Origin of the sequence: Pseudomonas sp. B14-6 (assembly GCF_013260315.1) — a bacterium.
Taxonomy (GTDB): domain Bacteria; phylum Pseudomonadota; class Gammaproteobacteria; order Pseudomonadales; family Pseudomonadaceae; genus Aquipseudomonas; species Aquipseudomonas mandelii.
In genome coordinates this window covers 5,398,045-5,422,242 of sequence record NZ_CP053929.1, presented here as the reverse complement: position 1 = coordinate 5,422,242, position 24,198 = coordinate 5,398,045, and the positions used below count along the sequence as shown (strand labels likewise).

Sequence of the window (24,198 nt, the reverse complement as noted above, 5' to 3'; positions counted from 1 at the left end):
ACAAAACCCCTACCTGCATACGCAGATAGGGGTTTCGGAATTTAATCTTGACGATGACCTACTCTCACATGGGGAAACCCCACACTACCATCGGCGATGCATCGTTTCACTGCTGAGTTCGGGATGGGATCAGGTGGTTCCAATGCTCTATGGTCGTCAAGAAATTCGGTAGCCAGGTCGTTTGCCTTACGGCACACGCTCCAGCGAATGGGTATGTGATAGATCTCGGTGTTTGTGAACAATCGAACTTTCGGTTCGTTTCGTCTTCACACACCGCAATCTGGTGCCCTTTCAGGTCAGCAAATTGCTTGGGTGTTATATGGTCAAGCCTCACGGGCAATTAGTATTGGTTAGCTCAACGCCTCACAGCGCTTACACACCCAACCTATCAACGTCGTAGTCTTCGACGGCCCTTCAGGGGACTCAAGGTCCCAGTGAGATCTCATCTTGAGGCTAGTTTCCCGCTTAGATGCTTTCAGCGGTTATCTATTCCGAACATAGCTACCCGGCAATGCCACTGGCGTGACAACCGGAACACCAGAGGTTCGTCCACTCCGGTCCTCTCGTACTAGGAGCAGCCCCTCTCAAATCTCAAACGTCCACGGCAGATAGGGACCGAACTGTCTCACGACGTTCTAAACCCAGCTCGCGTACCACTTTAAATGGCGAACAGCCATACCCTTGGGACCGGCTTCAGCCCCAGGATGTGATGAGCCGACATCGAGGTGCCAAACACCGCCGTCGATATGAACTCTTGGGCGGTATCAGCCTGTTATCCCCGGAGTACCTTTTATCCGTTGAGCGATGGCCCTTCCATACAGAACCACCGGATCACTAAGACCTACTTTCGTACCTGCTCGACGTGTCTGTCTCGCAGTCAAGCGCGCTTTTGCCTTTATACTCTACGACCGATTTCCGACCGGTCTGAGCGCACCTTCGTACTCCTCCGTTACTCTTTAGGAGGAGACCGCCCCAGTCAAACTACCCACCATACACTGTCCTCGATCCGGATAACGGACCTGAGTTAGAACCTCAAAGTTGCCAGGGTGGTATTTCAAGGTTGGCTCCACGCGAACTGGCGTCCACGCTTCAAAGCCTCCCACCTATCCTACACAAGCAAATTCAAAGTCCAGTGCAAAGCTATAGTAAAGGTTCACGGGGTCTTTCCGTCTAGCCGCGGATACACTGCATCTTCACAGCGATTTCAATTTCACTGAGTCTCGGGTGGAGACAGCGCCGCCATCGTTACGCCATTCGTGCAGGTCGGAACTTACCCGACAAGGAATTTCGCTACCTTAGGACCGTTATAGTTACGGCCGCCGTTTACCGGGGCTTCGATCAAGAGCTTCGCGTTAGCTAACCCCATCAATTAACCTTCCGGCACCGGGCAGGCGTCACACCCTATACGTCCACTTTCGTGTTTGCAGAGTGCTGTGTTTTTAATAAACAGTCGCAGCGGCCTGGTATCTTCGACCGGCATGGGCTTACGCAGTAAATGCTTCACCCTCACCGGCGCACCTTCTCCCGAAGTTACGGTGCCATTTTGCCTAGTTCCTTCACCCGAGTTCTCTCAAGCGCCTTGGTATTCTCTACCCAACCACCTGTGTCGGTTTGGGGTACGGTTCCTGGTTACCTGAAGCTTAGAAGCTTTTCTTGGAAGCATGGCATCAACCACTTCGTGTTCTAAAAGAACACTCGTCATCAGCTCTCGGCCTTAGAATCCCGGATTTACCTAAGATTCCAGCCTACCACCTTAAACTTGGACAACCAACGCCAAGCTGGCCTAGCCTTCTCCGTCCCTCCATCGCAATAACCAGAAGTACAGGAATATTAACCTGTTTTCCATCGACTACGCTTTTCAGCCTCGCCTTAGGGACCGACTAACCCTGCGTCGATTAACGTTGCGCAGGAAACCTTGGTCTTTCGGCGTGGGTGTTTTTCACACCCATTGTCGTTACTCATGTCAGCATTCGCACTTCTGATACCTCCAGCAAGCTTCTCAACTCACCTTCACAGGCTTACAGAACGCTCCTCTACCGCATCACCTAAGTGATACCCGTAGCTTCGGTGTATGGTTTGAGCCCCGTTACATCTTCCGCGCAGGCCGACTCGACTAGTGAGCTATTACGCTTTCTTTAAAGGGTGGCTGCTTCTAAGCCAACCTCCTAGCTGTCTAAGCCTTCCCACATCGTTTCCCACTTAACCATAACTTTGGGACCTTAGCTGACGGTCTGGGTTGTTTCCCTTTTCACGACGGACGTTAGCACCCGCCGTGTGTCTCCCATGCTCGGCACTTGTAGGTATTCGGAGTTTGCATCGGTTTGGTAAGTCGGGATGACCCCCTAGCCGAAACAGTGCTCTACCCCCTACAGTGATACATGAGGCGCTACCTAAATAGCTTTCGAGGAGAACCAGCTATCTCCGAGCTTGATTAGCCTTTCACTCCGATCCACAGGTCATCCGCTAACTTTTCAACGGTAGTCGGTTCGGTCCTCCAGTTAGTGTTACCCAACCTTCAACCTGCCCATGGATAGATCGCCCGGTTTCGGGTCTATTCCCAGCGACTAGACGCCCTATTAAGACTCGCTTTCGCTACGCCTCCCCTATTCGGTTAAGCTCGCCACTGAAAATAAGTCGCTGACCCATTATACAAAAGGTACGCAGTCACCCAACAAAGTGGGCTCCCACTGCTTGTACGCATACGGTTTCAGGATCTATTTCACTCCCCTCTCCGGGGTTCTTTTCGCCTTTCCCTCACGGTACTAGTTCACTATCGGTCAGTCAGTAGTATTTAGCCTTGGAGGATGGTCCCCCCATATTCAGACAAAGTTTCTCGTGCTCCGTCCTACTCGATTTCATGACTAAGAGATTTTCGCGTACAGGGCTATCACCCACTATGGCCGCACTTTCCAGAGCGTTCCGCTAATCTCAAAGCCACTTAAGGGCTAGTCCCCGTTCGCTCGCCACTACTAAGGGAATCTCGGTTGATTTCTTTTCCTCAGGGTACTTAGATGTTTCAGTTCCCCTGGTTCGCCTCTTAAGCCTATGTATTCAGCTTAAGATAACCATCTTATGATGGCTGGGTTCCCCCATTCAGACATCTCCGGATCAAAGTCTGTTTGCCGACTCCCCGAAGCTTTTCGCAGGCTACCACGTCTTTCATCGCCTCTGACTGCCAAGGCATCCACCGTATGCGCTTCTTCACTTGACCATATAACCCCAAGCAATCTGGTTATACTGTGAAGACGACATTCGCCGAAAATTCGATAATACTCAATTAAGAGCAACTCACAAATTTTACCTTAGCCTGATCCGTTACCAGTGAAAGTAACGTTCAGTCTATCTTTCTATCACATACCCAAATTTTTAAAGAACGATCTAATCAAAGACTAGAAATCAATATTCATCCGAATATTCATTTCTAAACTCTAACAGCAGAAGCAGTTATATGGTGGAGCCAAACGGGATCGAACCGTTGACCTCCTGCGTGCAAGGCAGGCGCTCTCCCAGCTGAGCTATGGCCCCATAACAAAATTGGTGGGTCTGGGCAGATTCGAACTGCCGACCTCACCCTTATCAGGGGTGCGCTCTAACCAACTGAGCTACAGACCCAATTTCGAGCGCGCAACTGTTAGCTTGGAGCTATCAGCTTGGAGCTTAAAGCTGCTTCTATCGTCTTCTTCAATGAATCAAGCAATTCGTGTGGGAACTTATGGAGCAGCTGATGTCGTCGATTAAGGAGGTGATCCAGCCGCAGGTTCCCCTACGGCTACCTTGTTACGACTTCACCCCAGTCATGAATCACACCGTGGTAACCGTCCTCCCGAAGGTTAGACTAGCTACTTCTGGTGCAACCCACTCCCATGGTGTGACGGGCGGTGTGTACAAGGCCCGGGAACGTATTCACCGCGACATTCTGATTCGCGATTACTAGCGATTCCGACTTCACGCAGTCGAGTTGCAGACTGCGATCCGGACTACGATCGGTTTTCTGGGATTAGCTCCACCTCGCGGCTTGGCAACCCTCTGTACCGACCATTGTAGCACGTGTGTAGCCCAGGCCGTAAGGGCCATGATGACTTGACGTCATCCCCACCTTCCTCCGGTTTGTCACCGGCAGTCTCCTTAGAGTGCCCACCATTACGTGCTGGTAACTAAGGACAAGGGTTGCGCTCGTTACGGGACTTAACCCAACATCTCACGACACGAGCTGACGACAGCCATGCAGCACCTGTCTCAATGTTCCCGAAGGCACCAATCCATCTCTGGAAAGTTCATTGGATGTCAAGGCCTGGTAAGGTTCTTCGCGTTGCTTCGAATTAAACCACATGCTCCACCGCTTGTGCGGGCCCCCGTCAATTCATTTGAGTTTTAACCTTGCGGCCGTACTCCCCAGGCGGTCAACTTAATGCGTTAGCTGCGCCACTAAGAGCTCAAGGCTCCCAACGGCTAGTTGACATCGTTTACGGCGTGGACTACCAGGGTATCTAATCCTGTTTGCTCCCCACGCTTTCGCACCTCAGTGTCAGTATCAGTCCAGGTGGTCGCCTTCGCCACTGGTGTTCCTTCCTATATCTACGCATTTCACCGCTACACAGGAAATTCCACCACCCTCTACCATACTCTAGCTTGTCAGTTTTGAATGCAGTTCCCAGGTTGAGCCCGGGGATTTCACATCCAACTTAACAAACCACCTACGCGCGCTTTACGCCCAGTAATTCCGATTAACGCTTGCACCCTCTGTATTACCGCGGCTGCTGGCACAGAGTTAGCCGGTGCTTATTCTGTCGGTAACGTCAAAACAGATACGTATTAGGTAACCGCCCTTCCTCCCAACTTAAAGTGCTTTACAATCCGAAGACCTTCTTCACACACGCGGCATGGCTGGATCAGGCTTTCGCCCATTGTCCAATATTCCCCACTGCTGCCTCCCGTAGGAGTCTGGACCGTGTCTCAGTTCCAGTGTGACTGATCATCCTCTCAGACCAGTTACGGATCGTCGCCTTGGTGAGCCATTACCTCACCAACTAGCTAATCCGACCTAGGCTCATCTGATAGCGCAAGGCCCGAAGGTCCCCTGCTTTCTCCCGTAGGACGTATGCGGTATTAGCGTCCGTTTCCGAGCGTTATCCCCCACTACCAGGCAGATTCCTAGGCATTACTCACCCGTCCGCCGCTCGCCACCAGGTACAAGTACCCGTGCTGCCGCTCGACTTGCATGTGTTAGGCCTGCCGCCAGCGTTCAATCTGAGCCATGATCAAACTCTTCAGTTCAAACATCTTTGGGTTTTTAAGAAACCCTAAACTTGGCTCAGCAATCGTTGGTTACATCTTTGATTTCTCGCGGAGTAACTTGTGATGCTGATAATCTTGTTGACTATCAGTCTGACTCCACAAGCACCCACACGAATTGCTTGATTCAGTTGTTAAAGAGCGGTTGGTTAAGATCTTTCGCCTCAACCGAGGCGCGCATTCTACAGCAGCCTCTGTTGCTGTCAAGCGGTTATTTTCAGAAGTTTTCAAAGTTTCCTTTGCAACTTCAACCACTTGCGCTTCCGATCTCTCGTTAGCGGGAGGCGAATTCTACAGCGTTACTCGCTGCTGTCAACACCTCTTTTTCTCCGCTTTCGACCGAGAAGATCGAACCGTCAACCAAGCCAAACAACCCCGCCTGATCAACTCCTTCTGGACTTCGATGACCTGAAGCAACTCGCTGTCGAAAACTGCGTAACTCTTTGTTTACCAAGGAGTTTTCCGTTTCGACTGCGCCGGAAGTGGGGCGAATTATAGACTTCCAGAATCTGCCGTCAACACCTATCTTCACATTTCTGTCATATAGGTCAAAAAAGCCCGAAAACACGAAGGCCGAGCCCCAAGGGGCTCGGCCTTCTGCCCTTCTACTTACAAGCTAGGGAATGCGAATTGCGACGCTTCATGGCTCGCACGCTGCGGCCAGCGCTGGGTAATGGCCTTGCGACGGGTATAGAAGCGCACGCCATCCGGGCCATACGCATGCAGATCGCCAAACAGCGAACGCTTCCAGCCACCGAAGCTGTGATAAGCAACCGGCACCGGCAACGGCACGTTGACGCCGACCATGCCGACTTCGATCTCATCACAGAACAACCGCGCCGCTTCCCCATCACGGGTGAAGATGCAGGTGCCGTTGCCATATTCGTGATCGTTGATCAGTTGCATCGCCTCTTCCAAGCTGTTGACCCGAACCACACACAACACTGGCCCGAAGATCTCTTCTTTATAGATGCGCATCTCTGGCGTGACGTTGTCGAACAGGCAGCCACCCAGGAAGAAACCTTCCTCATGACCGGCCACGCTCAATCCACGACCATCAACCACCAGGGACGCGCCCGAAGAAACGCCGTCTTCTATATAGCCACTGACTTTATCACGAGCCTGACCGGAAACCAGTGGCCCCATGTCCAGCCCACAGGAAGTACCCGCACCGATTTTCAGCGCCTTGATTTGCGGTACCAACTTGGCCACCAACGCATCCGCCACCTGGTCGCCCACACACACGGCCACCGAGATCGCCATGCAACGCTCGCCGCAAGAACCGTAAGCCGCGCCCATCAGTGCGCTGACCGCGTTGTCCAGATCCGCATCCGGCATCAGCACCGCATGGTTCTTCGCGCCGCCCAGTGCCTGGACGCGTTTGCCGCGCTTGGTGCCTTCGGCGTAGATGTATTCTGCAATCGGCGTCGAGCCAACGAAGCTCAGCGCTTTGACTTCCGGCGCTTCGATCAGCGCGTCCACCGCCGCCTTGTCGCCATGCACCACACTCAGCACACCTTTAGGCAGGCCGGCTTCGATCAATAGTTGAGCAATCAACAGCGTCGAGCTTGGATCGCGCTCGGACGGTTTGAGGATGAAGCAGTTACCGCAGACGATCGCCAGTGGATACATCCACAGCGGAACCATGGCCGGGAAGTTGAACGGAGTAATACCCGCCACCACGCCCAACGGCTGGAAGTCCGACCAGGCATCGATGTTCGGACCGACGTTACGGCTGTACTCGCCCTTGAGGATTTCCGGCGCTGCGCAGGCGAACTCAACGTTCTCGATTCCGCGCTTCAGTTCACCGGCAGCATCTTCCAGGGTCTTGCCATGCTCTTCACTGATCAACTGGGCGATACGCGCTTCGTTCTGCTCCAGCAGTTGCTTGAAGCGGAACATCACCTGAGCACGTTTGGCCGGCGGCGTGTTACGCCAGGCCGGGAACGCAGCCTTGGCCGAGTCGATGGCTTTCTGAATGGTTTCGCGGCTGGCCAAAGGCAGCTTGTGGATGGCCTGGCCGGTGGACGGGTTGAACACGTCGGCCGTGCGACCGTCTTCGGTCACCAGTTCGCCATTGATCAAATGCGGGATAAGGCTCATGCGGGGCTCCTGAAAATTTGTCCACGAGACGCCCTTCAAGGGGCGCCTCTATATAGAAGGGAAAATCAGTCGATTTTGTTCAGCACTTCGCCGACCGCGTCGAACAGACGATCAAGGTCTTGCGGCTTGCTGTTGAAGGTTGGGCCGAACTGCAGGGTGTCGCCGCCGAAGCGCACGTAGAACCCGGCTTTCCACAGAGCCATGCCCGCTTCGAACGGACGCACGATGGCGTCGCCATCACGCGGTGCGATTTGGATCGCGCCTGCCAGACCGTAGTTACGAATATCGATAATGTTTTTCGACCCCTTCAGGCCGTGCAGCGCATTTTCGAAATGTGGCGCGACTTCAGCCACGTTCTGCACCAGGTTTTCCTTTTGCAGCAGGTCGAGTGCAGCCAGGCCAGCGGCGCAAGCCACCGGGTGCGCGGAGTAGGTGTAACCGTGCGGGAATTCCACCGCGTACTCTGGCGTCGCCTGGTTCATGAAGGTCTGGTAGATCTCGGAGCTGGCAATCACCGCACCCATCGGAATCGCGCCGTTGGTGACTTGCTTGGCGATGCACATCAGGTCCGGGGTCACACCGAAGCTGTCGGCGCCGAACATCGAACCGGTACGGCCGAAACCGGTGATCACTTCGTCGAACACCAGCAGGATGTTGTGTTGATCGCAGATCTCGCGCAGACGCTTCAGATAACCCTGCGGCGGAACCAGCACGCCAGCGGAACCGGCCATTGGCTCGACGAATACGGCGGCGATGTTCGAAGCGTCATGCAACTCGATCAGCTTGAGCAGTTCATCGGCCAAGGCGATACCGCCCTCCGTCGGCATACCACGGGAATAGGCATTGCTCGCCAGCAAGGTGTGCGGCAGGTGATCGACATCCATCATCGCCTGACCGAACATTTTGCGGTTGCCGTTCACGCCACCGAGGCTGGTGCCGGCGATGTTCACACCGTGATAGCCACGGGCACGACCGATCATTTTGGTCTTGGTGGCCTGGCCTTTCAGACGCCAGTAAGCACGCACCATCTTCACCGCCGTGTCAGCGCACTCGGAGCCCGAGTCAGTGAAGAACACGTGATTCAGATTGCCCGGCGTGAGATCGGTGATTTTCTCGGCCAGTTGAAACGACAACGGATGGCCGTACTGGAAGCCTGGCGAGTAATCGAGGGTGCCCAACTGCTTGGCAACCGCTTCCTGGATTTCCTTGCGAGTGTGCCCGGCGCCGCAGGTCCACAGACCCGACAGCGAATCGTAGACCTTGCGCCCCTTGTCGTCCGTCAACCAACTGCCCTCAGCAGCAACGATCAGTCGTGGATCGCGCTGGAAATTACGGTTGGCGGTGTAGGGCATCCAGTGGGCATCGAGCTTGAGCTGGCTGGCCAAAGGAGATCGGGCGTTTTCGGGCAAGTTCATGGGCAAAACCTCGCAGGGCAATAAGCGGCATAGAGATCAAAAGCGTTCTTGCAGCTAAATTGCCACGAGGATAAAGTCGGTGAAATCCAACTCTTCTAACGTTCAGTCAGCCCTCCACTAAACTTTGAGTAATTAAAGCATGAGCAGCCGTCGCCCCGATCCGCTGGCGCAAGTCAGTGACTTTGATATCCGCCTGCTTCGGATCTTTCGCAGTGTGGTGGAGTGCGGAGGCTTTTCTGCGGCAGAGTCGGTATTGGGGATCGGCCGCTCGGCCATCAGCCAGCAGATGAGCGATCTGGAACAGCGCCTCGGCCTGCGTTTATGCCAACGCGGTCGCGCCGGATTTTCCCTGACCGAGGAAGGTCGCGAGGTCTATCAATCGGCCTTGCAGCTATTAAGTGCGCTGGAAAGTTTTCGCACTGAGGTCAACGGCCTGCACCAACACTTGCGCGGCGAATTGACCATCGGCCTGACCGACAACCTGGTCACCCTGCCCCACATGCGCATCACCCACGCGCTGGCACAACTGAAGGAACGCGGGCCGGACGTGCAGATTCAGATCCGCATGATCGCGCCAAATGAAGTTGAACAAGGGGTGCTCGACGGTCGATTGCATGTCGGCGTGGTGCCGCAGGCCAGCGCACTGTCGGGGCTGGAATATCAGCCGCTTTATAGCGAACGCTCGCTGCTGTATTGCGCAGTCGGTCATCCGTTGTTTTATGTCGACGATAAACAACTGGATGACGAGCGCCTCAATAGCCAGGACGCCATCGCGCCGACCTTCCGTTTGCCCGCGGAAATCCAGGCCCATTACCAGGCGCTCAATTGCACCGCCAGTGCCTCGGACCGTGAGGGCATGGCCTTCCTGATCCTGACCGGGCGCTTCATCGGCTACCTGCCGGACCATTACGCCAGCCTCTGGGTGCAGCAAGGTCGATTGCGGGCGCTGAAACCCAACGTGCGTTTTTATGACCTGAGCCTCGCATCGGTCACGCGCAAGGGCCGGCGCCCACATTTGGTGCTGGAAAGCTTCCTCGAAAGCCTGGCCGCGACACGTTGAAAGTGGCGAAAGCCTGCAGGAGCGAAGCTTGCTCGCGAAGGCTGTGTGTCAGCTGCATTAATGTCGACTGACACATCGCTTTTGCGAGCAAGCACTGCGCCTACAGGAATTGTGGTGTTCAGGTTTTATTGCGTCAGGACTTGTCTGGAGCTTGTGGGTGCGCTATCAACGCAGTGGCTACACCCATCCACTTGTCCGGAAGTGCCTATGACCTTTGAAGTCCCCGCTCACGGCGGCAAACCCGCCAGCCGCATTCGTCAGAAGAACGAAGAGACCATCATCAAAGCCGCCGAAGACGAATTTGCCCGTCACGGTTTCAAAGGCACCAGCATGAACACCATCGCCTTGAATGCCGGGTTGCCCAAGGCGAACCTGCATTATTACTTCACCAACAAACTCGGTTTGTACGTGGCGGTGTTGAGCAACATCCTTGAGTTATGGGACAGCACCTTTAATACCTTGACTGCCGAGGATGATCCGGCCGAAGCGCTGACGCGTTATATCCGCGCCAAAATGGAATTCTCCCGTCGCCAGCCGCAAGCCTCGCGGATCTTCGCCATGGAAGTGATCAGTGGCGGCGAATGCCTGACCGAGTATTTCAATCAGGACTATCGCGCCTGGTTCCAGGGCCGGGCGGCGGTGTTCCAGGCGTGGATCGACGCCGGCAAGATGGACCCGGTCGACCCGGTAAACCTGATCTTCCTGCTGTGGGGCAGTACCCAGCATTACGCCGACTTCGCCACCCAGATCTGCCGTGTCAGCGGCCGCACCAAGCTGACCAAGCAAGACATGGAAGACGCCGGCAACAACCTGATCCGCATCATCCTCAAGGGCTGCGGCCTCACGCCAGCTATCTAAGACACTTATGCCTTTTACCCTCAGCGGTTTTTGCGAATACCGCGAAGAGATTCGCAAAAGCCGTTTCATCACTTTCGCCACGTCGATCGCAAGCCCTGCCGACGCCCAGGCGTTCATCGATCAGCACAGCGACTTGAATGCCTCGCACAACTGCTGGGCCTGGAAGCTCGGCGACCAATACCGCAGCAATGACGATGGCGAACCGGGCGGCACCGCAGGACGACCGATTCTGGCGGCCATCGAAGCGCAGGATTGTGATCAGGTCGCAGTGCTGGTGATTCGTTGGTACGGCGGCATTCAATTGGGCACCGGCGGCCTCGCCCGGGCCTATGGCGGTGGCGCCAACAAGTGCCTGCAAGGCGCGGCAAAAGTCGAGCTGATCAGTCGGGTGCCGGTGAGCTGTACCTGTGCGTTTGGTGAGTTGGCGCTGGTGAAACTGCGCGTCGCTGAATCGGGTGGTTTGGTGGTGGAAGAAACCTTCACAGCCAACGGCGTGGACTTGCAATTGGCGATCGGCAAAGAGCACATCACGACCCTGCAAACTCAGCTCGCCGACCTGAGTCGCGGGCGCATTGTGTTGCAGCACTGATCGCACCAACACCGTTCACCGCCCTTTTATCGAGCCTGTTCAGATGCCCACATCTGCTGTGCACCCGGCTGTGGATAACCTGAGCACATCCTGCTGTAACCCTTCTGTCATGCGGCTTTGCGGGCTTTGCTCATTTTTCGTCCAACATTCCATACAAACCACTAATTTCACGAAAAAACAAACAGTTAGCGTCGGTTATCACCTTTAGAAGATAGCCGCACAGTGCTTATGCCCGTGCTTTCGGCTTGCGCACAAATACTGTGGAACAACCTGTGGATAACCCGTTCATGACTGGCTCTGCCCTATATCCGGCATAGGTTGCGGTGTGTTGCTCGTTTTTTGATCAATACCCGACGGGCAAAAGCAGAGCCTGATCAAGCACTTTGCCCCTAAGTAGTGCTTGATCGACGATCAAAAGATGGCGAGGCCGCGCCCTCAATGCCTTTGCCAGCAAGGATTTTCGGTTTTCCTGACTCAATGGCCAGGAAATTGCTTTATCCACAGGCATAACTCCTATCGACCCGAGCCTGTCATGCCCAACCCCGTGCCGATCCCCGATCAAACGCCTCGACTGCAACTGCGCAAAATCAGCAAACGTTACCCCGGCTGCCTGGCCAACGACGCCATCGACCTGAGCATTGCTCCCGGTGAAATCCACGCCCTGCTCGGCGAAAACGGCGCGGGCAAAAGTACGTTGATGAAGATCATCTATGGCGTCACACACGCCGATTCCGGGGAAATGATCTGGCAGGGCGGCCGCGTGAACATGCGCAATCCGGCGCAGGCTCGCGCACTGGGGATCGGCATGGTGTTCCAGCACTTCTCGCTGTTCGAAACCCTCAGCGTGGCGCAGAACATTGCCCTGGCAATGGGTGCGGCGTCCGGCACGCCGAAGCAGCTTGAGCCAAAAATTCGTGAAGTCTCCCGACGCTACGGCATGGCGCTGGAACCGGAGCGCCTTGTCCATAGCCTGTCGATCGGCGAGCGGCAACGGGTGGAAATCGTTCGTTGCCTGATGCAGGACATCCGCCTGCTGATTCTCGATGAGCCGACTTCCGTGCTTACGCCGCAGGAGGCTGACGACCTCTTCATCACCCTGCGCCGGCTCGCGGCCGAGGGTTGCAGCATTCTGTTCATCAGCCACAAGCTCGGTGAAGTGCGCGCGTTATGTCACAGCGCTACGGTGCTGCGCGGCGGTCGGGTGGCCGGGCATTGCGTGCCGTCCGAGTGTTCGGATCAGCAATTGGCGAGGTTGATGGTGGGGGAAGCCGCCGAGCTGATTACCGATTATCCGAAGGTGATCGGCGGTGACTCGTTTTTGAATGTGAGCGGATTGTCGTGGCACAACCCGGACCCGTTCGGCTGCTCCCTGACGGACATTGGTCTCGAAGTGCGCAGCGGCGAGATCGTCGGAATCGCCGGTGTTGCAGGCAATGGTCAGGATGAATTGCTGGCCCTGCTCAGCGGTGAAGAACGGTTGAGCCGAAACGATAACGGGACGATCCGTTTCGGCGGGCAGCCGGTCGCCGATTTGCGGCCCGATGCGCGACGCCACCTCGGCCTCGCGTTCGTTCCCGCCGAGCGTTTGGGCCACGGTGCGGTGCCCGAACTGAGCCTCGCCAACAACGCCCTGCTCACCGCGTTTCAACAAGGGCTGGTCAGCAACGGCCTGATTCAGAGGGCCAAGGTCGAAGCCTTGGCGGCAGAAATCATCCGCCGCTTTGGCGTGAAAACACCCGATACCCAAGCGCCGGCCCGCAGTCTGTCCGGCGGCAATTTGCAGAAATTCATCCTCGGCCGCGAGATCCTTCAGCAACCGAAATTGCTGGTGGCCGCGCACCCGACCTGGGGCGTGGACGTCGGCGCCGCCGCCACCATTCACCGAGCGTTGATTGCCTTGCGCGATGCCGGTGCGGCGATCCTGGTGATCAGCGAAGACCTCGACGAATTGTTCCAGATCAGCGACCGGCTCGGTGCCTTGTGCAGCGGACGCCTGTCGCCGCTCAGGGCCACGGTCGACACGCGCCTGATCGATGTCGGCGGCTGGATGGCCGGCCAGTTCGACGCCCCTCAAACACTCGCATCCGCAACGGTTTAACGGAGTTTCACATGCTGCTTTCTCTCGAACCCCGTGGCCAGCAATCGCGCCTGATGCTGTGGTGCTCGCCGTTGCTGGCCGCGGCCCTGACATTGGGCTGCGGCTCGCTGTTGTTTATTGCGTTGGGTCATGACCCGCTGCTCACGCTGCACACCCTGCTGATTGCGCCGGTCAGCGACTTGTATGGTGTCTCCGAACTGTTGGTCAAAGCCTTGCCTATTTTGCTCTGCGCGCTGGGGCTGGCCGTGGCGTATCAGGCGCGGATCTGGAACATCGGCGCCGAAGGCCAATTGCTGCTCGGCGCCCTGGCTGGCAGTGCGCTGGCGGTGAATATCATCACTATGCAAAGTCGCTGGGCGCTGGTGCTGATCCTGCTGGTCGGCACGTTGGCCGGTGCTGCGTGGGGCGGGCTGACGGCGTGGTTGCGCACGCGTTTCAATGCCAACGAAATCCTCACCAGCATCATGCTCAATTACATCGCGCTGAACCTGCTGCTGTTCTGCGTGCATGGGCCGTTGAAGGACCCGGCCGGGTTCAACTTTCCGGAGTCGGCGATGTTCGGCGATGCCAGCCGTTTGCCGCTGTTGATGGAAGACGGCCGGGTTCACGCCGGGGTGTATTTCGTCCTGCTCGCGTTGGTGGCTGTCTGGGTTTTGCTGCAGAAAAGCTTTGTCGGTTTCCAGATAAAAGTGCTCGGGCTGGACAAGCGCGCGGCGGGTTTCGTCGGGTTTCGCGAGAAGCGGCTGATCTGGCTGGCGCTGTTGATCAGCGGCGGATTGGCAGGGCTGGCCGGAGTAAGCGAAGTCACCGGGCCGATCGGCCAACTGGTGCCGCAGGTCTCGCCGGGTTATGGCTATGCCGCTATCACGGTGGCGTTTCTAGGGCGGCTCAACCCCATCGGCATTCTGTTTTCCAGCCTGCTGATGGCGTTGCTGTACATCGGCGGCGAGAGCGCGCAGATGAGCATGAACCTGCCGCAAGCCATCACCCAGTTGTTCCAGGGAATGATGCTGTTTTTCCTGTTGGCCAGTGACGTGCTGATTCTTTACCGACCGCGTTTGAACCTGCGCTGGACTCGCCGCACACAAGCCACCGCTGCACACGCCGGAGCGCTGTGATGGATATCGATCTGCTGAGCAATATTTTCTACGCCATGGTCCGTTGCGGCACGCCGTTGCTGTTGGTGGCCCTGGGCGAATTGATCTGTGAGAAAAGCGGCGTCCTGAATCTGGGTCAGGAAGGCATGATGCTGTTTGGCGCAGTGATCGGTTTCATCGTCGCCCTGAACAGCGGCAACCTGTGGCTTGGCGTGTTGCTGGCGATGCTCGCCGGGATGCTGTTGTCGTCGCTGTTTGCGCTGGTGGCGCTGGTGTTCAATGCCAATCAGGTGGCCACCGGATTGGCGCTGACGATTTTCGGCGTGGGCCTGTCGACGTTTGTCGGCGCGGCGTGGGTCGGTAAACCACTGGCCGGTTTTGAGCCGGTGGTGATTCCTTACCTGAGTGAAATACCTTTGATCGGGCGAATGCTGTTCGCGCAGGATTTGCTGGTGTATCTGTCGTTCGCGTTGTTTGCGCTGGTAGCGTGGGTGATTCTGAAAAGTCGCGTCGGGCTGATCATACAAGCGGTCGGGGAAAGCCCGGAGGCGGCCAGTGCCATGGGCTTGCCGGTGTTGGGTGTGCGTGCACTGGCGGTGCTGTTTGGCGGCGCGATGGCCGGTTTGGCGGGGGCTTATTTGTCCCTGGCCTATACGCCGATGTGGGCGGAAAACATGAGTGCCGGCCGTGGCTGGATTGCCTTGGCGCTGGTGGTGTTTGCCAGTTGGCGAGTGTGGCGATTGCTGCTGGGGGCGTACCTGTTCGGGCTCGCGAGCATCCTGCACCTGGTGGCGCAGGGGTTGGGGCTGGCGATTCCGTCGAGCCTGTTGGCGATGTTGCCGTATGTCGCGACCATTGTGGTGTTGGTGCTGTTGTCGCGGGACGCGGTGCGCACACGGTTGTATGCGCCGGTGTCGTTGGGGCAGCCGTGGCAGGCGGGGCATTAAGGTTGACCCGGCCGGCCTCTTCGCGGGCAAGTCTCGCGCCTACAGGTTTTGCGCAATCGGTGAAATCGGCACTGGACCTGTAGGAGCGAGCGGCGCGGCGATCCGACTTGCCCGCGAAGGCTGCCGAACCGGCAACACTTGAGCCACGCCCCACGCCAATTCAAAGATCAGAAAAATCACCAACAGCGAACTGGCGCCATGGACCAAGGCATAAAGCTGCCAAGCCGAAAACAGAAACCGCCCCACCGCGTCATACCGCCCAAACACCTGCTGCGGATCACGAATCCGCAGCACCGCCCAGACACACACAATCGACCCCAGCAGATTCGCCATCAACATGTGCATCGGCTCGAACGGCGGCAACGCGCCCGGCAAATCGAACGCCTGACTCACACTCAACAACACCCCGTGCAACGCGGCAAAACTCCACGGCGTGATAAACGCTGCCGTCACGATCAAGTCATACCAGGCGCTGCCCCGCACCACCCGGCGATATTGCGTTGAAGTCCACATCGGCCTTGCTCCATAAATTCAGGGAGCAACAAGGCTAAAGCCTGGAGTATGCTCCAGGGTCAAGCCCCTCTTGAGACGTCATGATGCGCATCGGTGAATTAGCCCAGGCCAGCGCCGTCAGCCGCGACACGCTGCGCTTCTACGAGCAGCGCGGACTGATCGCCGCACAACGCAGTGCCAACGGCTATCGCGACTACCCGCCAGACATGGTGCAACTGGTGTTGTACATCAAGACAGCTCAACGGTTGGGCTTTACCCTCGGCGAGATCGGCAACAGCGTTGCCACGGTATGGCAATCGCCGGACCCTGACAGCGCCGTCACGCAGTTGCTGCAAGACAAACTCAAGCTGATTGAAACCCGTATGGACGAACTCGGTGCATTGCGCCACGAGTTGCAACAACGGCTCGGTCAGCGTTGTCCACTGAGCCCATGATCCTCACTTATCAAGGAAGCCACTCATGTCCAAGGCAAAAACCGCACTCATCATCGGTGCCTCCCGGGGCCTGGGCCTCGGCCTGGTGAAAACCCTGCTGGCCGACGGCTGGCAAGTCACCGCCACCGTGCGCAACCCGCAGAACGCCGAGGCGCTGCAGGCGTTGGGCAAGGTGCGGATCGAGAAGCTCGACATGGACGATCAGCAGGCGGTCATCGCCCTGAGCCAACAGCTCAAGGGTGAAGTGTTCGATTTGCTATTCGTGAATGCCGGGGTCAAGGGGCCGGAGGTTCAGACGCCGGGCGGCGCGACGTTGGCCGAGGTCGGTCAATTGTTCTTCACCAACGCCGTGGCGCCGATCAACCTGGCACAACGTTTTGCCGGGCAGATTCGCCCGGAGACCGGCGTGCTGGCGTTCATGAGCTCGGTGCTGGGCAGCGTGACCATGCCGGACGCGCCGGAGCTGGCGTTGTACAAGGCCAGTAAAGCGGCGCTGAATTCCATGACCAACAGCTTCGTTACGCAACTGGGCGAGCAGAAACTCACCGTGCTGTCGTTGCATCCGGGTTGGGTGAAGACCGACATGGGCGGTGAAGGCGCCGATATCGACGTGGAAACCAGTACGCGCGGGTTGGTCGATCAGGTGAATGCGTACACCGGCAAGGGTGGACATCACTTCGTGAACTACAGAGGCGAAACCATTCCCTGGTAAACACCACCCTCGCGCCTACAGGATTTCATTCCACATAAGGTTTGCGTCGTCTGGTCGGGCAGGACTTGCCGGCCAGGCGGTTTTGTTTGAAACTCCGCACCTCGTCCCCGCGGCGACCCTGGATCAGCAGACAGGGTAATCACTGAGCTGGCTAACCTGAACCCCACTTTCAGAGGAGCCGGCCAACATGCCTGCGACCCGTACCTGGCTAAAAAATCCCCTCGCCATTTTCACTGCCAATGACCTCGATGCCCGTGGCGGCCTGGTGGTGCAAGACGGCGTGATCGTCGAAGTGCTCGCCGCTGGCCAGCAACCGTCCGCGCCCTGCGGACACGTCTTCGATGCCCGCGAGCATGTGATCCTGCCGGGACTGATCAACACCCATCACCACTTCTATCAAACCCTGACCCGCGCCTGGGCGCCGGTGGTCAATCAGCCGTTGTTCCCGTGGCTGAAAACCCTCTACCCGGTCTGGGCCCGCCTCACCCCTGAAAAACTCGCCCTCGCCACGAAAGTCGCGCTGGCTGAGTTGCTGCTGTCCGGCTGCACCACCGCCGCCGATCACCACTACCTGTTCCCGGAAGGCCTGGAGAACGCGATCGACGTGCAAGTCGAAAGCGTTCGCGAACTGGGCATGCGCGCCATGCTGACGCGCGGGTCCATGAGCCTGGGTGAAAAGGACGGCGGCCTGCCACCGCAGCAGACCGTGCAGGAAGGCGAAGTGATCCTCGCGGACAGCCAGCGCTTGATCGCCGAGTACCACGAGCGTGGTGATGGTGCGCAAATCCAGATCGCCCTGGCGCCGTGTTCACCGTTTTCGGTGACACCGGAAATCATGTCCGCCAGCGCCGAACTGGCAAACAAACTCGACGTGCGTCTGCACACGCACTTGGCCGAAACCCTCGACGAAGAAGACTTCTGCCTGCAACGCTTCGGCCTGCGAACCGTGGATTATCTGGACAGCGTCGGCTGGCTCGGGCCACGCACCTGGCTCGCGCACGGCATCCACTTCAACCCGGACGAAATCGCCCGCCTCGGCGCCGCCGGCACCGGGATCTGCCATTGCCCGAGTTCGAACATGCGCCTGGCCTCCGGCATTTGCCCGACCCTGGACCTGACCGCTGCCGGTGCGTTGCTCGGCCTGGGCGTGGATGGATCGGCGTCCAACGATGCGTCGAACATGATGCTCGAAACCCGTCAGGCGCTTTACATTCAGCGGCTACGTTATGGCGCGCAGAAGATCACCCCGGAACTGGTTCTGGGGTGGGCAACCAAGGGTTCGGCGAGTTTGTTGGGGCGTTCCGATATCGGCGAACTGGCGGTGGGCAAGCAGGCGGATCTGGCGTTGTTCAAGCTCGATGAGCTGCGCTTCTCCGGCAGTCATGATCCGGTGTCGGCGTTGCTGCTGTGCGGTGCCGATCGCGCGGATCGGGTGATGATTGGTGGCAAATGGCGGGTGATTGACGGGCAGGTTGAAGGGCTGGATCTCAAAGGCCTGATCGCCGATCACAGCCAGGCGGCCCGGCAGCTAATCGCCGGCGTCTGATACAACACAAATCAAACTGTAGGAGTGAGCCTGCTCGCGATAGCGGTGTGTCAGACACCCTCAATGTCGACTGACACGCCGCTATCGCGAGCAGGCTCACTCCTACAGGGGATTTGTGGTGTGTTTAGAGGCCCAGCAGCGACAACATGATGAACGTCGCAAACAACACAAAATGGGTCATGCCTTCGATGGCATTGGTTTCGCCGTCGTTGAGGTTGATTGCGCTGACGATCAGGGTGAGGAAGATCATCACCGTCTGCACCGGGGTCATCGCCATCTGAAACGGCTGGCCAGTGTAGAGCGCCATCGCTTCCATCACCGGCACCGTCAGGATCACCGTCGACAATGACGCGCCCATGGCGATGTTAAGTGTTTTCCGTACTGTCAACCGTCTGTCTATTTTTTTATCAACGTTTTCAGATAGATAGAATTATCTGTGACACCGGCTTTTGACACCGTCCAAACACCTACTAGGTTTACCCTAATGTCTCTGGGGTGGTGGGCGTATGAGGTTTGTCATCGAAGACAACAGGCTGATCTTGCTCCGAGATGATGTCCGCTTCAGACGCGGGCATTGTAAGAGAACCATCACGGGGCCAGCCAACTCCTCCAGTGCCGACCTGAGCAGGATCGGCGAAGCCTTGGTAGGGTTAACAGCTGGCATGGCGTTCTACACCGAAGGGTCTTACATAAATGCTGCTGCCTCGGTATTAGGCTTTTTGAAACGCCACTCCCCAAACTGGCCCGTCAAAGACCAGTGGCCCATGACCATTTTCAACTTGTACTGTCATCACTACGGTGAAGGTGCCGCTGATGCAGGAAGAACTGTGCAATCCTGCCGTGCGACTTGGGGCAATATCCGCCTCCTACTATTACGGCTGATGCGAGACGGTGTTATCCCGTCCTGCCCTGTTCCTGCTGCATCACTTCCGGCCAGTACGCCAGTGAACGAATCTGCTGCGAATCTCGTTCTTGGTGAGAAATATGAGTCAGTGCCTCCACCTGAGGCGGTTGAGGACTTAGCTTGGCCTAAGTCATTTATCACGGATCTTTCGTATACAGAGGATAGTGAGACCTTTTTTGACGATATAGCCAAGAGCCTAAGTGCCCCATTAGCCGCAACGCATAAAATTTGCGTAGATTATTGGGAGGATATGGTTAATACCCACGACCTAAGTAAATCGTTATCCAGTCAAATATCCCGTACAGAATTACTTAGCGCTCTTGCTGATCCAAAGTGGCATAAGGCCCGGTATGGAAAAACAACTCATATCGCTGACCCGCGCACAGAACGAGGACTCGCATTTTTTCTTGCCGCCGTGAACTATTATTTTCTTGAAACAGATAGTCTGAATGAGCTTAACTGGGTAAGTCTTAAAAGCATACCCTTCTTAGCCCCCATAACCACCTGCCACAGAATTCAAAAAATAATAAAAGAAAAGCTCATCAACGAAACTGCTAACACACTTGTCGGGGCTCAGTTCCCTGAAATCCTTGGGAGATCGTTGGGATTATTCAGTACAATGGACTGTTCGGTAGCTGCTGCCATATTGATACATGAACAGCCGAAGTTTAACCCTGACGCTTTAGAAGACGCCGATTTATACGACAAGAATGGGAAACTTTTGTTATCCGTTGCCGCTACATCGGGAAGTCATTATACATTTACGGTCGATAAACGACGGGCACACAAGCGCAAGGGGGGCATGCTCACGGAACTCGCCTCAGATGTGATTGAAAAAGTATGGGAGAATAACCGCCGCCTACGAATCAAAACCGATCGAAGTCTGCCATCTACCTCTCGAAAGCTATTTTTAGTTGCGACCAGAAATGGCTACGGCCGTGTCGGCAAACTATGTAACGCACTGAATTCAAATGAATGCACGAACCTTTTTTCTCTGAAACAAACACAATTCGAAGCGGCTGGTATCACCCGTGACACATTGAGTCTGAGCAGGATACGTAATACACAGGGTATTCTTGTTTGGATTAAAACCACTTCAGTAGCCGCTATGGCAAGCGTAATGGGAAACTCGGTTGATACTGTTTTAGCCTGTTACTTACCACCTTGGCTGCTACACCGGATGCACGCCCGTATCGTTAGAAAATTTCAACAAAAAACGATCGTACTAGCAACCGCTGGGTCAGACTGGCAATTAGCAGCATCAGACTTTGAAACAATCGAACAGCTGCATGCGTTCATTGTTCAGATTTTAACTGAGGATAAATACGGCAATCCGTTCTCAGACGCATTTCACCACACATACTCTAAAGACTTTAGCTCAGGGGAAAACTCAAACGGGCCTTTGAAAAATAAAGATCTCTATCTCTGCTTGTCCCCAGAAGCGATAGCATCGCTAGAAGTGTTTTGTGCAAAATATAAGAATTCGGAGGAGCCAGGACCTCACCGAGACAATGAACTTGAACCGGAATGTTTAATGGGGCTATTCCATCTAATTTCCAGCGCAGTGAATTCCGCAGATGAAAGCTTCATCGACGAATCAATCCACGACTTACTTCGTGGAACATCCATGGCGCAACTAAAATTTATTTGGCAGAAATCGCGCAGACTTGTAGAAACATATAACTCTAAAATCATCGAAGATGACAGGTTATAGCGATGGCCAAATATACCACTCGTGAATACTCACAAAGTGACGTCGAGAAACTTATCGAGGCTGCCAGTGCGCTATACGCCCCGAAACCCACAGTGAACGACATTAAAGCGGATTGGTTGCTGGAAGGAGACATTGGCTCTCATGTATGGAAAACCCAGAATGCTGGCCATGAGTATCAGGTAAATGGCGAATGGAAAGGAACCATAAATGTAAATTTTGCACATCGTCTACCGAACAATACTCTGCTCACAGACCCAGAAAACTCAATACCCCTGCATGGTTTGCAACGATGGGCTTTCGCTCTACGGTCCGGGTTCCTCGGTTACTCACCAGGACCTACTAGTTGGCAAGCAGCTGTCCGGTGGGGACTGAGCCTGACATCATGGATATATCTGCGCGCCGATACACTGGAACCGCAAAAGTTCGGCTTCAGCCTTCTGGATTCAGAAGACATCAAAGAATTAACTTATCAACTTTCTTTAGATAATTGGTCAGAAGCTCTTGAAATAACTCCCAGACTATTTACAGCTCTTTACAAGCTTACATTTAATCGAAAGCCAACCAAAAAGGCTCTATCTGCCTTGCCATATGTAGATGCTCTAACAACTGTCAGAATTAAAAACAAATTGAGGTCCGAAGGATTATATAAAGATTACACACCAAAACCCGAATCGCTTGTGTGTAGAGTATTCCTAGCCAATTTAATTCAGCACACGCAAGAAGGCTTTCGCAGCGAAAAAGTCAGAGCATTTCTGAGACAGTTTGAAGAGGGATTGGCTTCTGAGCCACTATTGTTATGCGGCAGAACTCTAACCAATCATCCAACATTAAACGCTCGCCACAGGGACGAAGTGGAAAATCTCCGGGTTTCAGAGAAAAACATGCTTGCACATCGTATGTTTTTCGACTACTTCCTAGCGGGGTACCAGATCGAGCATACATGTATTCCATATATCGAAAGAACAGCAAAAGACGTAGTTAACGAGTTAAACCAAAATCTAGCACCATCTGAACATCAGCGACTTATACAGATCAATGATGGCCTGGCAGTCCTGAATGAAGCCGCGAGATGGATCATAAATTTCGGCGATGACCTGATAGGCATATATAGCCAGCACTTAACGAATTCCAACGAGATAGATAGCAGAATGGAGGGTGTGGATTACAATGTTTTAGCGGCAGAAAAAAAGCAAAAGTTTGATGCTCTTATTGCTAATTATACTGTGAAGCCAGCCGAAAATTCGGGGTCATCGAGCATCATTGAATTTGCGGGGTTGAATCTGGCCAACAAGAGAGATAGTCGCGACATCGTCCCCGGCAACCTCACCTTAGTACAAGCAATTTACATTTTAATCGGCGCTTGCACCTACGCTCTCGGCATGATGAAACCGATGCGCGAGGGAGAGATAGCGACAATCCCATATAACTGTGTACTTCGCAATAATCTAACAAACGGTTGCTGGCTTACGGTACCGAATGAAAAATCAGCAGTACTTGGATATTCAACAGAAGTCGACCGACCCATTCCCTATTTGACCTACAAGGCGGTATTTCTGCTACAAAAAATTGGAAATGTTACAGCCAAGCACTTTTTCGGTCTAGATGCTAAACCAACCCGTTTACTCTATTTCGCCTCATGGAATGATGGTATGTCCCCGCCCATCAAAGGAACTTCGAGCGGTGCGTTGGGAAAAGCTATCACTAGGTGCATGGACTATTTCTGCGACCATCTAAACATACCTTTAGATAAACACGGTCGTAGACAATACTTTCGCATTCATGAGCTTCGCAAGTTTTTTCTCTTAACGCTTTCCTGGGATGAGAAATATCACGGCGATGAGTTGGCAGCCTGGATGGCCGCCCATCGAGACGCTGATTACACGCGAGCATACACAGATGCAAATATAGATGGTGCCGAGTTGTCGGACTTGGAGGCTAGGTATATCGAAAGCAAAATAATTGATATCGAATTTTCTAGGGGAAACGGAATCGACTCTCCAACCGCCGCAACATACCGCAAAATTCTAAAAGAGCTAAAAGTGGATTCAATCTCAGGGCTGGCACCGGATAAATTCTCATCTTATGTGAGAAATGCCGTAGCGTCAGGACATCTCTCCGCAAAACCAATCAAAATAAGAACGATTACTCCAGGGGATACAGAGTTTACTGATCTCGCCGTCATTATTGGCAAGGATGGTTAAAATGAATTTGAGCAAACTACAGAATGCCACGAACCGCATCAACTGGCTTCAAGACATCCTAAATGAAAAAAAGAATATGCACGCAATAAATGCAGAACAACTCCAAGACGCTAAATCTTTCTGCTCGCTTGAAATTGATAGCCAGTTTACCGCACTCTCATATAACACGTTGAAAGCGTGCCTGAAAACTGCTCCCAACGACCACTTTAGAAATCACACATTTAATGACAATTGGTCATACTTTCTATCTCTTCGCGAGAAAGCGCATTCACTTCTGTTGGCCAGATCAGGAAAATCAAAAACGGCCCGTGCATCGGACACTCCTATTGATTATAAGCTTGCGCATCGAAACGCACTGTGGCACGCCAACCTGTGCGCAAATGCTTACTTACAACTCAGAAGAGATGTTCAGGGCATCTTGAAAACCAACGGGGACCTCGAACTGGACTACAAAAGGTTAGAAAAAGCTCTCAAAAAATCATGGTCTACCTATAAGCAAATTATCTCATCCGAGCCAGAAAGACCTACACCAAAGCTAACAATCGTAAAGGCAAACACATAATGGGCCGGCAGCTCTATTCGGAATATCGGAATTGTCTTCTGCCACGAAACGGAAGAAGCGGATCTCAAACGAAACCATGGTTTGCCTTATTAGCCTGGCCAAATGGAAAGCCGTGCACCTTAGTAAACTATTGGCTTACTGACTCGGCAACAC

The 24,198-nt window shown here is 54.7% G+C and carries 15 protein-coding genes, 2 tRNA genes, 3 rRNA genes and 1 pseudogene; 12 read left to right on the top strand and 9 right to left on the bottom strand.

Annotation, left to right across the window (positions count from 1 at the left end; all coding sequences use genetic code 11):
- Positions 1–45: 45 nt before the first annotated feature.
- The 7 genes from rrf to HP062_RS24695 all read right to left on the bottom strand — a co-directional run bounded on the left by rrf (position 46) and on the right by HP062_RS24695 (position 8,810).
- Positions 46–161, bottom strand: a 5S ribosomal RNA gene (gene rrf / locus HP062_RS24725).
- A gap of 158 nt (positions 162–319) precedes the next feature.
- A 23S ribosomal RNA gene (locus tag HP062_RS24720) occupies positions 320–3,211 on the bottom strand.
- A 238-nt stretch (positions 3,212–3,449) separates the two neighbouring features.
- Positions 3,450–3,525 (bottom strand) — tRNA-Ala (locus tag HP062_RS24715).
- A gap of 10 nt (positions 3,526–3,535) precedes the next feature.
- A tRNA-Ile gene (locus HP062_RS24710) sits at positions 3,536–3,612 on the bottom strand.
- 123 nt (positions 3,613–3,735) lie between these two features.
- Positions 3,736–5,274 (bottom strand): 16S ribosomal RNA (locus HP062_RS24705).
- The 16S, 23S and 5S rRNA genes sit together here with 2 tRNA genes alongside, the layout of an rRNA operon.
- Before the next feature lie 627 nt (positions 5,275–5,901).
- The gene (locus HP062_RS24700) at positions 5,902–7,395 is read right to left on the bottom strand and encodes a CoA-acylating methylmalonate-semialdehyde dehydrogenase (RefSeq protein ID WP_010463762.1); all 1,494 of its coding nucleotides are present in this window, start codon (positions 7,393–7,395) and stop codon (positions 5,902–5,904) included.
- Between the two features lie 65 nt (positions 7,396–7,460).
- Positions 7,461–8,810: an aspartate aminotransferase family protein gene (locus HP062_RS24695; protein ID WP_010463764.1), complete on the bottom strand. Its 1,350-nt coding sequence runs from the start codon at positions 8,808–8,810 to the stop codon at positions 7,461–7,463.
- Between the two features lie 139 nt (positions 8,811–8,949).
- Here HP062_RS24695 and HP062_RS24690 point away from each other — a divergent pair, with 139 nt between their 5' ends.
- The 6 genes from HP062_RS24690 to HP062_RS24665 all read left to right on the top strand — a co-directional run bounded on the left by HP062_RS24690 (position 8,950) and on the right by HP062_RS24665 (position 15,459).
- Positions 8,950–9,870, top strand: coding sequence for a LysR family transcriptional regulator (locus HP062_RS24690; RefSeq protein ID WP_010463766.1), 921 nt, complete (start codon positions 8,950–8,952; stop codon positions 9,868–9,870).
- A 207-nt stretch (positions 9,871–10,077) separates the two neighbouring features.
- Complete coding sequence (locus HP062_RS24685; RefSeq protein ID WP_010463768.1) at positions 10,078–10,728, top strand: TetR/AcrR family transcriptional regulator; 651 nt, start codon at positions 10,078–10,080, stop codon at positions 10,726–10,728.
- A 7-nt stretch (positions 10,729–10,735) separates the two neighbouring features.
- Positions 10,736–11,317: a YigZ family protein gene (locus HP062_RS24680; RefSeq protein WP_102595206.1), complete on the top strand. Its 582-nt coding sequence runs from the start codon at positions 10,736–10,738 to the stop codon at positions 11,315–11,317.
- Between the two features lie 532 nt (positions 11,318–11,849).
- Complete coding sequence (locus tag HP062_RS24675; protein ID WP_077750223.1) at positions 11,850–13,415, top strand: ABC transporter ATP-binding protein; 1,566 nt, start codon at positions 11,850–11,852, stop codon at positions 13,413–13,415.
- Between the two features lie 11 nt (positions 13,416–13,426).
- Positions 13,427–14,533: an ABC transporter permease gene (locus tag HP062_RS24670; protein WP_172792196.1), complete on the top strand. Its 1,107-nt coding sequence runs from the start codon at positions 13,427–13,429 to the stop codon at positions 14,531–14,533.
- Positions 14,533–15,459 (top strand): ABC transporter permease, encoded by a 927-nt coding sequence (locus HP062_RS24665; protein WP_102595209.1) that lies wholly within the window; start codon positions 14,533–14,535, stop codon positions 15,457–15,459. The genes HP062_RS24670 and HP062_RS24665 overlap by 1 nt, the downstream gene beginning before the upstream one ends.
- A 39-nt stretch (positions 15,460–15,498) precedes the next feature.
- Here the strand turns inward: HP062_RS24665 and HP062_RS24660 are convergent, their stop codons facing one another.
- Positions 15,499–15,972: a hypothetical protein gene (locus tag HP062_RS24660; RefSeq protein WP_172792195.1), complete on the bottom strand. Its 474-nt coding sequence runs from the start codon at positions 15,970–15,972 to the stop codon at positions 15,499–15,501.
- A gap of 83 nt (positions 15,973–16,055) precedes the next feature.
- On the opposite strand from HP062_RS24660, the gene HP062_RS24655 reads away from it, so the two are divergent.
- From HP062_RS24655 to HP062_RS24645, 3 genes are all read left to right on the top strand, one after another.
- Positions 16,056–16,406: a MerR family transcriptional regulator gene (locus HP062_RS24655; RefSeq protein WP_172792611.1), complete on the top strand. Its 351-nt coding sequence runs from the start codon at positions 16,056–16,058 to the stop codon at positions 16,404–16,406.
- 25 nt (positions 16,407–16,431) lie between these two features.
- The gene (locus HP062_RS24650) at positions 16,432–17,118 is read left to right on the top strand and encodes an SDR family oxidoreductase (RefSeq protein WP_172792194.1); all 687 of its coding nucleotides are present in this window, start codon (positions 16,432–16,434) and stop codon (positions 17,116–17,118) included.
- 187 nt (positions 17,119–17,305) lie between these two features.
- On the top strand, positions 17,306–18,664 hold the full coding sequence (locus HP062_RS24645; RefSeq protein ID WP_077750219.1) for an 8-oxoguanine deaminase: 1,359 nt from the start codon (positions 17,306–17,308) through the stop codon (positions 18,662–18,664).
- Between the two features lie 124 nt (positions 18,665–18,788).
- On the opposite strand, the pseudogene HP062_RS24640 reads toward HP062_RS24645, so the two are convergent.
- A pseudogene (locus HP062_RS24640) lies at positions 18,789–19,034 on the bottom strand (calcium:proton antiporter); the annotation flags it as partial.
- A gap of 136 nt (positions 19,035–19,170) precedes the next feature.
- Between HP062_RS24640 and HP062_RS24635 the strand changes: the two are divergent.
- From HP062_RS24635 to HP062_RS24625, 3 genes are read left to right on the top strand one after another with little or no spacing between them, the layout of a single operon-like run.
- Positions 19,171–21,282 carry a hypothetical protein gene (locus HP062_RS24635; RefSeq protein WP_172792193.1) on the top strand — a complete coding sequence of 704 codons (2,112 nt, stop codon included), beginning with the start codon at positions 19,171–19,173 and terminating at the stop codon, positions 21,280–21,282.
- A 2-nt stretch (positions 21,283–21,284) separates the two neighbouring features.
- Entirely contained in the window at positions 21,285–23,483 is a 2,199-nt protein-coding gene (locus HP062_RS24630) for a hypothetical protein (RefSeq protein ID WP_172792192.1), read from the top strand.
- A 1-nt stretch (position 23,484) separates the two neighbouring features.
- On the top strand, positions 23,485–24,045 hold the full coding sequence (locus tag HP062_RS24625; protein ID WP_172792191.1) for a hypothetical protein: 561 nt from the start codon (positions 23,485–23,487) through the stop codon (positions 24,043–24,045).
- The last annotated feature ends 153 nt before the right edge of the window (positions 24,046–24,198 follow it).